We start from the raw sequence: 14,763 nt of genomic DNA on the forward strand, positions 1-14,763 counted from the left end.
CCGCCACCCGCCGCGCCGCCGCCGCCCGCGTCGCCGCCGGCCTCCGCCACCCGCTCCGCCTCGCGTTCCAGCCGCGCCCGTACCGCGCCGACGCCGGCCCGCCCGCGCGCGGCGAGCGTGCCGCCGTCGAGCGCGATGTCGGCGCCGGTGATCCAGGCGGCGTCGTCGGAGGCGAGGAAGGCGACGAGCCCCGCCGCATCCTCCGGCGCGCCGAAGCGGCCGAGCGGGATGCGCGCGTTCTCCTCGTCGACCTCCCGCTGCGTCAGCGCACCGAGCATCGGCGTCCGCACGCTGCCGGGGCGGATCGTGTTGACGGTGATCCCGTCCGGTCCCAGCTCCAGCGCGAGCGAGCGCGAGAAGGCCTCCATCGCCGCCTTCGAGGCGGCGTAGGCGGAGAAGCCGGCGGTGCCGCCGGCGGCGTTGTTCGACGACCAGTTGACGATCCGCCCGCCCGTGCCGGCGGCGGCCATCGCGCGCGCGGCGGCGACGTTCGCCTGCACGACGCCGTGGAAGTTGACGGCGAGCACGCGCGCGTAGTGGTCGTGGCCGGCGTCGAGCGCCAGCCCGCCCTCCAGCACGCCGGCCGCGACCGCCAGCAGCCACGGCGGCCCGAGCGCCGCGACGACCTCGGCGACCGCCGCCTCGACGACCGTCTCGCCGCCGGCGAGGTCGAGCGTCACCGTCAGCGCGGCATGCGCGCCGGCGCCGCGCAGCTCCTCGTCGAGCCCGTCCAGCCGCGCCGCGTCGCGATCGGCCGCGGCGACCGCCCAGCCGTCGCGCGCCAGCCGCAGCGCGGTCGCGCGCCCCATGCCGCTCGCCGCCCCCACGACGAGGGCGGTGCGAGCGCCGCTCACGCCTCGGCCTGGTCGGCTCCTCTCGTGCCCAACCGCCTGCCCAGGTAGGTCGCCTCCTCGGCCAGCACGCCGGCGACGCGCGCGGCGTCGTCGCGCGAGAGTCGCACGGCCGGCGCGCTGACGCTTATGCCGGCGGGGACGCGCATGCCGGGGAGCGCGATCGCGACGCAGCGGGCGCCCTCCTCGTTCTCCTCGTCGTCGATCGCGAAGCCGTTGGCGCGCACGTCGGCGAGCGACGCGATCAGCTCGTCGGCGCTCGTCACGGTGCGCGTCGTCATCGCCGGCATCCCGGCGCTGGCGACGATCCGCCGCACGCGCTCCTCGGGCAGGCCGGCGGCGATCGCGCGGCCGAGCGCAGTCGAGTGGATGTAGTCGCGGTCGCCGCGCCTGGCGGCCAGCCGCATCGCCTTGTGGCTCTCGACGATCTCCAGGTAGAGCACGCGGTCGCCGTCGAGCACGCCGAAGTTGACGGTCTCGCCGAAGCGGTCGCGGAAGCGCTCCAGCACCGGCCGCGCGCGCGCCGACAGCAGCTCGAAGTGGCGCTGCTGCGAGGGCAGCGCGACGCCGAGGGTGTAGTCGCCGCTGTCGGGGTCCTTCTCGACGTAGCCGCGCGCCTCCAGCGTCGCGACGTAGCGAAAGACCGACGACTTCGGCAGCCCGGTCACCTCCGCGAGCGTCACCAGCGAGACGCCGGTCTCGGCGCGCTGGAGCGTGTCGAGGATGTCGGCGACGCGCTCGACGGCGCGGACGGAGTAGCGGCCCCCGGCCTCTCCCGACGACGCGTTCGCGGACTCGTTCACACCTGAATCGTCGCCTACGCGAGCGGATGAGAGCACCAGTGCCTCCGATCTCCATCGACAGACGGCGCGGGAAAGCCCTGCCGGCAGTCGTCTTGAACCTTCCAACAGCGGGTCGCGAAGGGGCAGCCCGGCGGCGGCTTGCGCGCCGACGGGACCGGTCCTTCGAGCACGATCCGCTCCTCCGCGCGACCGGCCAGCGTCGGCACGGCCGAGAAGAGCGCCTTCGTGTACGGGTGGCGCGGGGCGAGCGCGAGCGCATCGGCCGGCCCCTCCTCGACGACGCGGCCGAGGTACATCACGGCGATCCGGTCGGCGACGTGGCGCACGGCGTGGATGTCGTGCGAGATGAACACCATGCTGAGGTTCAGCCGCGCGCGCAGGTCGTCGAGCAGGTTGAGGATCTGCGCCTTGACCGAGACGTCGAGCGCCGAGGTCGGCTCGTCCGCGACGACGACCGCCGGGTCGAGCGCGAGCGCCCGCGCGATCGCGACGCGCTGGCGCTGACCGCCGGAGAGCTGCCGCGGCAGCCGGTCGGCGACCGACTCGCTCAGGCCGACCAGCTCGATCAGCTCGGCGACGCGCTCGCGCCGCTGCGCCGGCGTGCCGACCTCGTGGACGTCGAGCGGGTCGCGCACGAGGTCGCGCACGCGCCAGCGCGGGTTGAGCGAGGAGGCGGGGTCCTGGAAGACCATCGCGACCTCGCGCGCGAAGACGCGGCGGCGCTCCGGCGCGCTCATCGCCCAGACGTCGCGCTCGCCGTAGCGGAGCGTGCCCGCCGTCGGCTTCTGCAGCCCGACCATCACCTTCGCGAGCGTCGACTTGCCGCAGCCGGACTCGCCGACGAGGCCGACGACCTCGCCCGGCGCGACGCGGAAGTCGACCTGCTCGACGGCGTGCACGACCTGCTTGCCGAAGAGACCGGCCTTGACCGGGAAGTGGACGCTGAGCTGCTCGCAGGCGAGCCCGCCCGTCGTGACCGCGGCGCTCATCGCGTCACCGCCTCTCGTCCGGCCGCGACCGGCACGACCGGGTGGTAACAGGCGAGGAAGCGCTCGTCGCCGGTGTCGAGCATCGGCGGCGCGGCGACGCGGCACTCGGCCGTCTCGCGCGCGCAGCGGCCGGCGAAGCGGCAGCCGGATGGGAAGGCGCCCGGCGGCGGCACGACGCCGTCGATCTGCGCCAGCCGCTCGCGCCCCTCCTCGAGCGAACGGATCGCGCCCAGCAGGCCGTCGGTGTACGGGTGCCCGGGCGCGTCGACGACGCGCCGCGCGGCGCCGGCCTCGACGAGCTGGCCGGCGTACATCACGAGCACGCGGTCGGCCAGCTCGGCGACGAGCGCGAGGTCGTGCGAGACGAGCACGACCGAGAAGCCGAGCTCGGCCTGCAGCTCGCGCAGCAGGTCGACGACCTGCGCCTGGATCGTCTCGTCGAGCGCCGTCGTCGGCTCGTCGGCGACCAGCAGCGCCGGGTCGCGCGCGAGCGCGAGTGCGATCAGCACGCGCTGGCGCTGGCCGCCGGAGAGCTGGTGCGGGTAGGAGCCGAGCAGCGCGGCCGACAGCCCGACCAGCTCCAGCAGCTCCTCCGGCGTTCTGCGCGCGCCGCGGCGGCAGACCTGCCGCAGCTGCTGGCCGACGGTCATTCCGGGGTTGAGCGAGGAGAGCGCGTCCTGGTAGATCATCGCGATCTCGCCGCCGAGCAGCCGGCGGCGCTCGCGCGGCGGGATGCTCAGGAGGTCCTGGCCGCGGAAGCGGATCGAGCCGGTGACCTCGGCGTTGTCGGGCAGCAGCCCGAGCAGCGCGAGGCCGGTCAGCGACTTGCCGCAGCCGGACTCGCCGACGAGGCCGACGACCTCGCCCTCGCGCACGTCGAAGGAGATCGACGACAGCAGCGGGACGGGGCCGTAGACGTCGGGGAAGCGGACGGTCAGGTCGTCGACCTGCAGCAGCGCGCCGCGGTCGGCGGCCGCCAGCAGCTCGTCGCGCGGCCGCTCCCAGCTCTCCAGCCGCGTCGCGTCGACGACGTCGTCGGCCTGCTGGCGCGGGCGCGAGAGCGCGTCGGTCAGCCCCTCGGCGAGCACGTTGAGCGCGAGCACGGCGGTGAAGATCGCGAGACCGCCGAAGGTCGTCACCCACCAGCCACCGCTGTACATCAGGTCCTTGCCCTCCGCGACGACGTTGCCCCACGACGCCGTCGGCGGCTGGATGCCGACGCCGATGAAGGAGAGCGTCGACTCCAGCACGATCGCGTCGGCGACGATCGTCGCGGTGAAGACGAGCACCGGCACGGCGCAGTTGACGGCGACGTGGCGCACGACGATCCGCGCCCGCTTGGTCCCCATCACACGCGCGGCGGAGACGTAGTCCTCGCCGGTCTGCTCGCGCACGTTGGCGTAGACGACGCGCGCAAGCTGCGGCGTGTAGATGATCGCGACGACGAACAGCGTCGTGACGACGCCGGCGCGCGTGGCGGCGGCGACGCAGACGGCGATGATGACGGCCGGGAAGGCCATCAGCACGTCGAGCAGGCGCATCACCCCCTCGTCGATGACGCGGTGCGAAGTCGCCGCGAAGGCGCCCAGCAGCGCGCCCAGCAGCAGCGCGACGACCGTCGCGCCGACGCCGACCGCGATCGAGACGCGCGTGCCGTCGATCAGCCGCGACAGCACGTCGCGGCCGAACTGGTCGGTCCCGAACGGGTGGTCGAAGCTGGGCGCGGCCGCGAGCGGGCCGGCGTTGGTCTGCGTCGGCGAGTACGGCTCGATCAGCGGCGCGAAGATCGCCACCAGCACGAGCAGCACGATCCAGCCGAGCGCGATCCGCGAGCCCCAGCCGAGCCGGCTGAGGTCGAGCTTGCGGCCGCCGTCGCGGACGAGGCGGCGCGTCAGGTCCTGTCGCCAGATCAGCATCAGGCCGTCCGAAGTCGGGGGTTGAGCAGGATCGACAGCACGTCGACGAGCAGGTTCACGACGATGAAGGCGAGCGTGCCGAAGAGGACGACGCCCTGGATGATCGCGAGGTCGCCGGAGTCGACGGCGGAGAGCAGCAGCCGCCCGATCCCGGGCAGCGAGTAGATCGACTCGATCACGACCGCGCCGGAGAGCATGTAGCCGATCCGCAGGCCGAGCACCGTCATCGGCGTGATCAGCGCGTTGCGCAGCACGTTGCGGCCGACCACGACGTGCGGCGGCAGGCCGAGCCCGCGCGCCGTCCGCACGTAGTCCTTCTCCAGCTCCTGCAGCACGGACGCGCGCACGACGCGCACGAGCGTCGAGCCGGTCGAGAGCGCCAGCGCGCAGGCCGGCAGGATCATCGCCTCCAGCCACGGGCCGAGGCCGGCGCTCATCGGCATGTAGCCGCCGGAGGGCAGCACGCCCAGCTCCAGCGCGAAGATCTGCACGAGCACGAGCCCGACCCAGAAGGAGGGCGCGGCGAGGCCGCCGATCGACAGCGCGCGCCCGAGCTTGTCGAACCAGCTGCCGCGGTAGACCGCCGAGAGGATGCCGAACAGGAGCGCGTAGGCGGTCGCGATCAGCATCGCCAGCAGCGTCAGCTGGATCGTCACCGGCAGCGCCTTGTCGAGCAGCGAGACGACGTCCTGGCCGCTCGTCATCGAGACGCCGAGGTCGCCCCGCAGCAGGTCGCCGAGGAAGTCGAAGTAGCGCTGCCAGAGGGGGTCGTTGAGTCCGTTGGCCGCGGCGAACTCGGCGCGCTGCTCCTTGCTGGCGAACTCGCCGAGGACGGCGGTCGCCGGATCGCCCGGCAGCAGCTGGACGATCAGGAACACGACCACCGTGACCGCCAGCAGCAGCGGCACGACGATCGCGGCGCGCCGCAGGATCAGCCGCAGCGCCGTCATGTCGCGACGACCTCCCGGTCGCGCCCCAGCTCGGCGACCAGCCGTGCGACGGCCGCCTCCTGCTCGGGGTCGTTCGCCAGCATCGGCGGCGCCATCGTCGCGTGCGCGAGCACACCCTGCGCGACCAGCGCCGCCTTCAGCGCACCGACCGCCTGGCCGGTGAAGCTGGCGTCGCGGCGCGGGACCATGTAGATCGCGCGTGCCGCCACCAGCCGCGCCTGCGCGGCGGAGGCGGCCTTCCAGTCGCCCGCGCGGGCGGCCGCCCACAGCGCCGCGTAGTCACGCGGCGCGAAGTTGGCGAGGCCGCCGACGGCGCCGTCGAAGCCGCCCAGCAGCGCGCCGTCGATCGACTCCTCGACGCCCGTCCACTTGCGGAAGAACGGCGCCGAGGCGGTCGCGTCGACGAGCAGCCGCGCCGCCGGCAGGTTGCCGGACGAGTCCTTCACGCCGCGCACGACGCCGTCGGCGGCGAGCCGCGACAGCAGCTCGACGCCGAGCAGGTTGCCGCCGGTGCGGCTCGGCACCTCGTAGGCGACCAGCGGCACGCCGGCCGCCTCGGCGACGAGCTCGAAGTGGCGCCGCAGCTCGTCCGGCGACCAGGCCGACCAGCCCGGCGCCGAGACGAGCACGGCGTCGGCGCCCGCGGCGGCGTACGCGCGCGCCTCCGCGGCGGCCGCCGGCGTGCCGAGCGGCGGCACGCCGGCGATCACCGGCACGCGCCCCGCCGTCCGCTCCAGCACGCGCGCAAGCACCGTCGCCCGCTGCCCCTCGCCGAGGTCGAAGTTCTCGGCCGTCGAGCCGAGCGGCACGAGCCCGTCGAGCCCGGCCGCGACCAGCGCGTCGACGAGCGCGTCGAGCGAGTCGAGGTCGAGCCCGCCCTCCGCGTCCAACGGCGTCACCATCGCGGCGAGCATGCCGGCCGGCAGCGCCGCCTCAAGCGCCTGCACGTCGGTCATGCTCACGCCGCCTGCAGGAAGTAGAGGCCGGTCGTGTTGATCGGCTGGAAGCCGGCGAGCGAGTCGCGCCAGGCGGTCGGCTGCGAGCGGTGGATCAGCGAGGGGCAGACGGCCTCCTCGGCGACGATCCCCTGGATTCTCGCCCACGCCGCCTGCTGCTTGGCCTCGTCGGTCTCGTAGAGCGCGCCGTCGAGCAGTCTCAGCACCTCTCTCGTCTGCGGCGTGTCCCAGTAGAGGAACTGTCTCGCGAACGCGCCCGAGTAGATGTAGCGCAGCCACAGGTCAGGGTCCTGGCCGAAGACGCTCGTGTCGCTGACGGTGATGAAGGCGCCGTACTCGCCGGCCGAGACGCGCTCGAACAGCGCGCTGGAGTCGCCCATCCGCAGGTTGGCGTTGAGGCCGGCGGCGGCCAGCTGCTCCTTGATGAACGGCCCCTGCTCGCCGATGTAGCTGAGCGAGTTGACCATCAGCTCGAAGTCGAGGCCGCCGTCGTGGCCGGCCTCGGCCAGCAGCGCTCTGGCGCGCTCGGGGTCGTAGGTGTAGACCGTCGACGGTCTCGCGAAGCCGGGGTAGGTCGACGGGATCAGCGACTCGGCGACGCTGCCGTTGCCGGCGTAGACGCTTCTGACGAGCGCCTCGCGGTCGAGCCCGTACATGATCGCCTGCCGCACGCGCTTGTCGTCGAACGGTCTTCTGGCGTGGTTGAACATCAGGATCGTCTGGTTGAAACCCGGCTCGGATGTCGTTCTGATCCCGCTCTGTCTCGCCAGCGAGTCGAGGTCGCGGTCGGCCGGGTCCTCCATCACGCCGATCTCGCTGGCGCGCAGCGCGGCGAGGCGGGCGCTGATGTCCTCCATCGCGCGCAGCGTGATCGTGCCGTACGGCGCTCTCTTGGGACCGCTGTATCTGGCGGCTCTTCTGAGCGTGATGTGGTCGTTGGCGGCCAGCTCGACGAAGGCGTAGGGGCCGGTGCCGACCGGTCTCGTCGACATCGCTCTCGCGTCTCTGGCGACGATCGCCTCGGGCACGACTCTGATGAAGATGAGGCGGTTTCTGAACAGCGCGAACGGCTGTCTGAGCGTGAACTCGACGGTCGTGTCGTCGACCGCTCTCGCGCTTCTGATGAAGTCGAGGTACGAGATGAAGAACGAGGCCGTCTCGGGGTTGCGGATCCGCTCGAAGCTGAAGACGACGTCGGAGGCTCTGACCGGCGTGCCGTCGTGGAAGGTCGCGCCGTCGCGCAGTCTCACCTGCCAGACGTTCTCTCTGACCTCCTCCGGGTCGGCCGCCGCCAGCCCCAGCTCGACCTCGCGCGTGACGGGGTTGAGGTCCATCAGCCCCTCGTGCACGTGCCAGCCGACCGTGTAGGTCGTGACGTCGACGCCGACGTGCGGATCCATCTCGCGGAAGTTGTGCGAGAAGCCGCCGATCGCGTCGGCGACGGCCGCGCCGCCGGAGCCGCCGGCGGTCGTGCCGCCGACCGTCTCGCCGCCGCTGCCGCAGGCCGCCAGCAGCGACGTCGGCAGCACGGCCAGCGTTCCGACAGCGGCTCCGCGCTGCAGGAAGCTGCGGCGACCGATCGAGTTGGGGTCCTCCGACCCGCTCACCCTCACCATGAAAATCCTCTCCATCGGGGACGTGCGGCACCAAGCACTTCACGCGGGGGGCGTTTCGCTAGATGCAAACGGTGGTCCGCTCAGTGCGATAGGTTGCCCATCGTTGCGATGGGTGTCAAGATCTTTCCGAAGTTTCTTGCCCTTCTGTGCCGGTAGCTGAAACGGAGAGTGAGAAGGCAGTGCTCCAGACCGAGACCGACGTGCTGACGCGACGCGGCGTCGGCGTCCCGATGCGCGACGGCGTCACGCTGCTCGCCGACCTGTTCCTGCCGGCCGGCGACGACCGTCCCCGCCCGGTGCTGCTGCAGCGCACGCCGTACGACCGCACGAGCACCAACAACGCGCTCGCCGCCCCCGGCCTCGAGCCGGCGCGCGCGATCGACCGCGGCTTCGCCGTCGTCGTGCAGGACGTGCGCGGCTGCTTCGCCTCGGCCGGACAGTTCAGACCGTTCGAGCAGGAGGGCGACGACGGCGAGGACACGATCGCGTGGATCGCCGCGCAGCCGTGGTGCGACGGGACCGTCGTCACCTGGGGCGCCTCCTACGTCGGCGCGACCCAGCTGCTCGCCGCCGTCCGCAGACCGCCGGCGCTGCGCGCCGCGATGCCGTGGATGACGACCGACGACTACTGGGACGGCTGGACCTACCGCGGCGGCGCGCTCGCGCACGGCTTCGTCGTGCGCTGGCTGCTGAACGCGCTCGCCAACAACGAGCTGACGCGCCTGCGCAGCTCCGACCCGCAGCTCGCCGAGGCGCTCGCCGAGGCCCTCGACCCGCTCGCCGACGACCAGGAGACGGCGCTGCGACTGACGCCGGAGGCGTTCGCCGAGCGCGTCGCTCCGCTCGCCCCGTACCTGCGCGACTGGCTCGCCCACCCCGCCCGCGACGACTGGTGGAAGGCGACCTCGATCCGCGACCGCAGCGCCGCGATCGACGTGCCGATGCTCCACCTCGGCGGCTGGTTCGACATCTTCCTGACCGGCACGCTCGCCAACTACACGCGCCTGCGCGAGCAGGCCGCGACGGCGCAGGCGCGCGCCGGCCAGCGGCTGATCGTCGGGCCGTGGACCCACGCCGCGCGCGGCGAGGCGGTCGGCGAGCTGCTGCTCGGCCGCAACGCGGCGCGCGCGGCGCTCGACACGACGACGCTGCAGCTCGACTTCGCGAGCGCGGTGCTGCGCGGCGAGCAGCCGCCCGGGCCGCCGGTGCGGCTGTTCACGCTCGGCGTCGACCGCTGGCGCGAGGAGCAGGCGTGGCCGCCGGCGCGGATGCGGGAGCAGCGCTGGTTCCTCGACGGCGGCGCGCTCGGGCCCGTGCCGCCGCCCGACGGCGCCGGCCGCTCCGCCTTCGTGCACGACCCCGCCGACCCCGTCCCGACGATCGCCGGCGCGACGATGCAGCCGGGCGACGAGCTGTGCCTCGTCTCCGGCCCGCGCGACCGCCGCGCGGTGCAGGCGCGCGCCGACGTGCTGACCTTCACGAGCGCGCCGCTGGAGCGCGCGACCGAGCTGACCGGCCCGCTGCGCGCGCGCCTCTGGGTCGCCTCGGAGGCGCCCGACTTCGACGTCGTCGCGACGCTCTCGTGGGTCGAGCCCGACGGCCGCGCGCTGCACCTGAGCGACGGGATCGTGCGCGCCTCCTTCCGCGACGGCCCGGCCGGCGGCGCGCCGCCGTTGCGGGCCGGCGAGCCGGTGCGGCTGGAGCTGGCGCTCGACGCGACCTCGATCGTGCTGGCGCCCGGCACACGGCTGCGGCTCGAGGTCGCCGGCGCCTGCGCGCCGCGCTTCGCCCCGCACCCCGCGCTGCGCGCGCCGACGCGGATCGAGCTGCTGCACGACGCGGGCCATCCCTCCCACGTCGTGCTGCCGCTGGCCTAGCGTCTACGTCACGGTGACATCGTCACCCTGACGTCGTTGCGCGTGCTGTCGATCAGGAAGTCCCAGCTGCCGGTCGTGATCGGGCTGACGGAGACCTTCACGTAGCGCTGTCTCAGCGACAGGCCGCCGAAGGTGTGCGTCAGCCGCGAGACGCCGCCGACCGTCGCCGTCGTCGCGGCGAAGGTCCAGCCGGTCACCTCCGTCCAGCTGTGACCGTCGGCGCTCGTCCACAGCTGGTAGTCGCTCTGTCTGACGCGCGTCGAGGCGTTGCTGTCGCGCAGGCTGACCGACGTGATCGCCTGGCCGCTGGTGAGCGGCACGTCAAGCGCGAGGCTGCGGCGGTTGACGTCGAGCCCGAGCCGCGTGTCGCAGGCGGTGTCCCAGCTCTGGATTCGTCTGAACGCCGGGTCCGTGTCGTTGTCGGCCCAGCCGACGCGCAGCGCCCGTCCGGCGGTCGCGCTGCTGATCACGAGCCGGTCGCCGGTGACGATCCCGAGGGCGGCGAGCGTTCTGCTCTGGTCGAGCGTCACGCCGGCCTTTCTGATCACGATCCCGGCCGGGGCGGTGCAGGTCGTGCGCGACGCCAGCGTCGCCGCGAGGCTGCCGAGCGTCGCGCTCGCCGACGCGTTTCTGACGAGGTTGCGCGCATACGGCCACGGCCACTCGGTTGCGTCCGCGCGCTGGAAGAAGAACGTGCGCGTGCTTGCCGCGGCGGTCGCGGCCGCGTCAGCCTCCGCCTGGCAGGCGCTGCCGGTCGCGTCCTGCAGGACGTTGTACGCCAGCCGCGGATAGCCGCCGGTCGTCGGGATCGAGCCGTAGACGACGAAGAGGCGGTTGCCGGAGAGCGGCACGAAGTTGGGGTAGGTGCGGCGGCCGGCCAGCATCCCCGTCGGGTCGGTCAGGTACTGGTCGTCGATCCAGCTCCAGCCGCCGTCGTAGGAGATGCGCGTGATCATTCTCAGGTTGGCGGGATCGGTGTGGGCCATCAGCAGCTTCGTCGTGCCGCCGCTCAGCGAGGCGCTGCAGCCGGTCGCGATCACGTCGTGGCTGATGCCGTTCATGCCGGTCCAGACGACGTCGGTCCAGGTCGTCCCGCCGTCGCCCGACCAGGCGGCCCAGAAGCCGGTGGCGGAGCCGAGGCTGGTGTCGCTGCGCATCATCGCCAGCAGGCGGCCGTCGCGCAGCGGACGGATCACCGTCTCGGTGACGTTGGAGGGGAAGACGCCCCAGGGGTTGGAGATCGGCGTGTGCGAGACGGGGTCGACGCCGATCCGTCTGTAGTCGCCCCACGTTCTGCCGCCGTCGAAGGAGCGCAGCACGCCGGCCTGCCACGGCTCGGGGTTCTCCTTGCCCTCCGTCGTCCCCGCGGCCGGCCCGTTGACCGCGCCCCACACGGGCATCAGCAGCGTGCCGCTGGAGAGCTCGACGACCTGGCCGTACGTCGCGTTGTAGTACATCGCCGTCGGAAGCGTGATCGGCGTGGTCATGTTGCTCCACGTGACGCCGTCGTCGGTCGAGCGGGCGACGTACGTCTGCGAGGTGCGGTGGAAGTAGTTTCTGTAGTTGACGCTCTCGCTGAACGGCAGCAGCAGCGTGCCGTCTCTCAGCGTCACGAGGCCGAGCGCCGCGTTGACCGAGCCTCTGTCGACTCTCGCGATCGGGTCGTAGTAGATGCCCGAAGGGGTGCGGATCTCGACCGGTCTGCTCCAGGTCGCGCCCTCGTCGCTGGAGCGGATCGTGTACGCGCCGGCTCTCGGCTCGCCGTCACCGCTGTTGTTGTAGACGAGCAGCAGGTCGCCGCCTCTGGTGAGCGTCGCGCCGGACAGCAGCGACGGCGACGAGCCGTCGGTGATCCAGCCGGTTCTGACGAACGACAGGTTGGGCGCCGCGGCGGCGTTCGCCGCTCCCAGCGCAAGGGTGATCAGCCCGGCAGCGATCGCTGCCGCGCTGCGCCATCTCGACACCACGGACATCACTCCTCTGGTTGTTGGGGTGCTGCGGGTGCTGCGTCAGCCACCGCCGTTGCCGCCGTCGCGGTCGCGACGGAGCAGGTTGGCGGCGAGGTAGCGCCGGTTGCCCAGCGCCGGATCGAGGCTGTAGAAGACGGCGACCACGGTGCCGTCCTCCAGCTCCGCGAAGTCGGGGTAGCCGGTCTGGTACTCGCTCGTCCAGCGGTAGCCCTTGGGATCGATCAGCTCGACGTGGTCGACCCACGTGCGGCCGCCGTCGTGCGAGTGCGCGACGCTCGTGCCCGGTCGCGCGTCGCCGTCGTCGGGGGCGTAGACGCGGTGGCCGAGCAGCAGCGTGTCGTCGGCGAGCACGTGCAGCGCCGGCGAGGTGCCGGTCAGCACGAGCCGCTCCGGCGCGCTCCAGCTCGCGCCGTCGTCGCGCGACTCGCTGCGGTAGAGCCAAAGGTGCTCGTCGCCGCCGACGCCCTGCTGGCGCAGGATCGCGACGAGCGTGCCGTCGGAGAGGCGCGCGATCGAGGTCTCGCTGTAGCCATCAACGTCGGCGTGGGGGCGGAAGTCGGGGTCGGAGATCAGGTCGAAGCGCGGCTCGCCGTGCTCGTCGAGCGAGTTCGCGCGCGGCTGCGCGTAGGCGGTCCGCAGACGCGCGTCGGGGTCGTAGGCGATCGTCGTCGGCTCGCGCTCCCACGTGCGGCCGCCGTCGTCGGAGACGGCGACCGCCGCGCGCCAGCGCTCGCCGGCGTGGCGACGGCCCCAGATCGGCACGATCACGCGGCCGGGGTGGGTCTCGACGACCGCGCCGTATGTGAGCGGTTCGAGGAAGTCGAGCTCGAGCGGCGCGCTCAGCGCCCACGTCTCGCCGTCGTCGTCGGAGCGCGCCATGTGCAGCGTCGCCTGCCGGTTGGCGTAGCCGCCGCGGATGCGGACGCGGCAGAACGGCATCAGCAGCGTGCCGTCGTGCAGCCGCCGGATCGCGACCTGCGTGATCGCCGACTCCTCCTCGTCGTCGGGCTCGACGACGATCGTCGGCTCGCCCCAGGTGCGCCCGCCGTCGCGCGACCGGACGACGCCGATCTGGCCTCCGGGCATCCCGTCGGGCACCGTCGAGAAGCTGACGAGCAGCCCGTCGGAGGTCGGCGTCACGCCCGGGAACATCGCGGGCGTGCTGTCGAGCACGACGATCGGACGCAGATCCCACTTCATGTTGCGACCCCTACCTATCTCAGTGAATGAAATGCCTGTTCCGCTATTGCCCGCTCAGCGTAGGGATCGCGCTGTTTCATTGCAAGGCGTCCGGTGCGAGCGCGCGCCGCGCGCTCGCGATCGGTTCACTCCCAGTCGATCGGATCGCCGCTGGCGAGATCGCGCACGCCCAGCTCGGCGAGCACGCCGGCGAGCGCCTCACGGCGGATCGCGCCGTAGGTCAGCACGTGCGAGACGACGCCGCCGTAGGTGAACGAATGCGGCGGCTCGCAGAGCGCGTCGACGAAGGCGTCGTCCCACGCGCCGCGCTCGCGCACCACGCGGACGGCGCGCGAGAAGGCCCGCCCGGAGCGCTCGAAGCGCTGCAGCAGGTCGGCCGGATCGTCTGCCAGCGCGACCGCGTCGCTGGCGGTCGCCGAGGGCGGCGCCTCCAATCCCGTCATCGCCGCGACCCACACCTCGGGCATGCGCACGAGCCGCTGCGCCATCAGCTGCGCGCACGACTCCTCGCCCTCGAACGCGGCGACGACGAAGCCCGGCCGCAGCCGCCGCACCCGCTCCTGCGGCGTCAACGTCACGACCGCCGTCAGCAGCTCGCGCGTGCGGTCGTGGTGGTGGGCGAGCAAGCGGTCGGTCAGGTCGCGCCGGGGCGGCGCCCCGACCTCGCCCGCCCCCGGGATCAGCAGGCCGGCCGGCGGGTGGAAGCGGATCTCGTTCGGCGCCGGCAGCGCGAGCGGCAGATCGGCGCCGGCGAAGGCGCTCGGCGCGACGCCGTAGGCACGTGAGAAGGCGCGCGAGAAGGCGGCCAGCGAGCCATAGCCGGCGGCCCCGGCGACCGCCGACGGCGCGGCGCCCGTGACGCGCAGCTGCCACGCCGCGCGCTCCAGCAGCAGGCGCCGCCGCAGCGCGATCGGCGACTCGCCGGTCGCGGCGGCGAGCAGGCGGTCGAGGTGGTCGCGCGAGAAGTGGGCGCGCTCGGCGAGCACGCGGCCGTCGGCGCCCGGCTCGTCCAGCGAGGCGAGGACGAGGTCGATCAGCTCGCGCAGACGGTCGGCCATCGCGACATCCTCGCGCACGTCACGCCGGCGCGCCACGGCTGGCGCTTGATCGATTTCGACCTCCCGCTCGACGGCGGCGCGGGGCCGCGCGAAGCTCGCCCGATGCCCTCATTGTCCGACTTCGAGACGGCCGCGCCGCAGCTGGCCGAGCAGGTCCGCGCGCGGCTCGACGAGCACGTGCACAAGACGCTGGCGACGATCCGGCGCGACGGCGCCCCGCGCATCTCCGGCACGGAGACGCGCTATGGCCACGGCGAGCTGTGGATCGGCTCGATGTGGCAGGCGCTGAAGGCGCGCGACCTCCAGCGCGACCCGCGCTTCGCGCTGCACAGCGGGTCGTTCGACCCGCCCGCGTGGAGAGGCGACGCGAAGCTGTCCGGAGTGGTCGAGGAGATCACCGACCCGGAGCGCGTCAGCGAGATCAACGGCGAGGCGGCCGCGCTCGGCCCGACCCATCTCTTCCGGCTCGACCTGCGCGAGGTCGCGCACACGAGCCTGCGCGAGGACGGCAGAGCGATCGTGATCGTCAGCTGGACGCCCGCCGGGGGCGTCCGCACGATCGAGCGGGCGTAGGCCG

The 14,763-nt window shown here is 73.2% G+C and carries 12 protein-coding genes; 2 read left to right on the forward strand and 10 right to left on the reverse strand.

The genetic code is table 11. The features are described 5' to 3' along the window. The 7 genes from R7226_RS14355 to R7226_RS14385 form a co-directional block, all read right to left on the reverse strand. A partial coding sequence (locus R7226_RS14355) for an SDR family NAD(P)-dependent oxidoreductase (RefSeq protein WP_318597862.1) occupies nucleotides 1–854 on the reverse strand: 854 nt, incomplete at its 3' end. Continuing rightward, complete coding sequence (locus R7226_RS14360) at nucleotides 851–1,654, reverse strand: IclR family transcriptional regulator (protein ID WP_318597863.1); 804 nt, start codon at nucleotides 1,652–1,654, stop codon at nucleotides 851–853. The genes R7226_RS14360 and R7226_RS14355, both read right to left, overlap by 4 nt. A 14-nt stretch (nucleotides 1,655–1,668) precedes the next feature. Next, nucleotides 1,669–2,643, reverse strand: a complete 975-nt coding sequence (locus R7226_RS14365) for an ABC transporter ATP-binding protein (RefSeq protein ID WP_318597864.1) — start codon at nucleotides 2,641–2,643, stop codon at nucleotides 1,669–1,671. After that, a complete protein-coding gene (locus R7226_RS14370; RefSeq protein WP_318597865.1) occupies nucleotides 2,640–4,559 on the reverse strand; it encodes a dipeptide/oligopeptide/nickel ABC transporter permease/ATP-binding protein in 1,920 nt (639 codons plus the stop codon). Before R7226_RS14370 ends, R7226_RS14365 begins: the two co-directional genes overlap by 4 nt. Further along, nucleotides 4,559–5,509 (reverse strand): ABC transporter permease, encoded by a 951-nt coding sequence (locus R7226_RS14375; RefSeq protein ID WP_318597866.1) that lies wholly within the window; start codon nucleotides 5,507–5,509, stop codon nucleotides 4,559–4,561. Before R7226_RS14375 ends, R7226_RS14370 begins: the two co-directional genes overlap by 1 nt. Beyond that, nucleotides 5,506–6,465 (reverse strand): dihydrodipicolinate synthase family protein, encoded by a 960-nt coding sequence (locus R7226_RS14380; RefSeq protein WP_318597867.1) that lies wholly within the window; start codon nucleotides 6,463–6,465, stop codon nucleotides 5,506–5,508. The genes R7226_RS14375 and R7226_RS14380 overlap by 4 nt, the downstream gene beginning before the upstream one ends. Nucleotides 6,466–6,467: 2 nt before the next feature. Next, nucleotides 6,468–8,081 (reverse strand): ABC transporter substrate-binding protein, encoded by a 1,614-nt coding sequence (locus tag R7226_RS14385; RefSeq protein WP_318597868.1) that lies wholly within the window; start codon nucleotides 8,079–8,081, stop codon nucleotides 6,468–6,470. Nucleotides 8,082–8,260: 179 nt separating this feature from the next. Between R7226_RS14385 and R7226_RS14390 the strand changes: the two genes are divergently transcribed. Further along, a complete protein-coding gene (locus R7226_RS14390) occupies nucleotides 8,261–9,958 on the forward strand; it encodes a CocE/NonD family hydrolase (RefSeq protein ID WP_318597869.1) in 1,698 nt (565 codons plus the stop codon). Nucleotides 9,959–9,966: 8 nt separating this feature from the next. Here the strand turns inward: R7226_RS14390 and R7226_RS14395 are convergent, their stop codons facing one another. The 3 genes from R7226_RS14395 to R7226_RS14405 all read right to left on the reverse strand — a co-directional run bounded on the left by R7226_RS14395 (nucleotide 9,967) and on the right by R7226_RS14405 (nucleotide 14,186). Next, a complete protein-coding gene (locus R7226_RS14395) occupies nucleotides 9,967–11,922 on the reverse strand; it encodes a sialidase family protein (protein ID WP_318597870.1) in 1,956 nt (651 codons plus the stop codon). A 45-nt stretch (nucleotides 11,923–11,967) separates the two neighbouring features. Beyond that, nucleotides 11,968–13,128 carry a sialidase family protein gene (locus R7226_RS14400; protein WP_318597871.1) on the reverse strand — a complete coding sequence of 387 codons (1,161 nt, stop codon included), beginning with the start codon at nucleotides 13,126–13,128 and terminating at the stop codon, nucleotides 11,968–11,970. A gap of 125 nt (nucleotides 13,129–13,253) precedes the next feature. Then, on the reverse strand, nucleotides 13,254–14,186 hold the full coding sequence (locus R7226_RS14405; RefSeq protein ID WP_318597872.1) for an AraC family transcriptional regulator: 933 nt from the start codon (nucleotides 14,184–14,186) through the stop codon (nucleotides 13,254–13,256). A gap of 102 nt (nucleotides 14,187–14,288) precedes the next feature. On the opposite strand from R7226_RS14405, the gene R7226_RS14410 reads away from it, so the two are divergent. After that, a complete protein-coding gene (locus tag R7226_RS14410) occupies nucleotides 14,289–14,759 on the forward strand; it encodes a pyridoxamine 5'-phosphate oxidase family protein (protein ID WP_318597873.1) in 471 nt (156 codons plus the stop codon). Nucleotides 14,760–14,763 lie beyond the last annotated feature (4 nt).

Origin of the sequence: Conexibacter stalactiti (assembly GCF_033542075.1) — a bacterium.
GTDB lineage: Bacteria > Actinomycetota > Thermoleophilia > Solirubrobacterales > Solirubrobacteraceae > Conexibacter > Conexibacter stalactiti.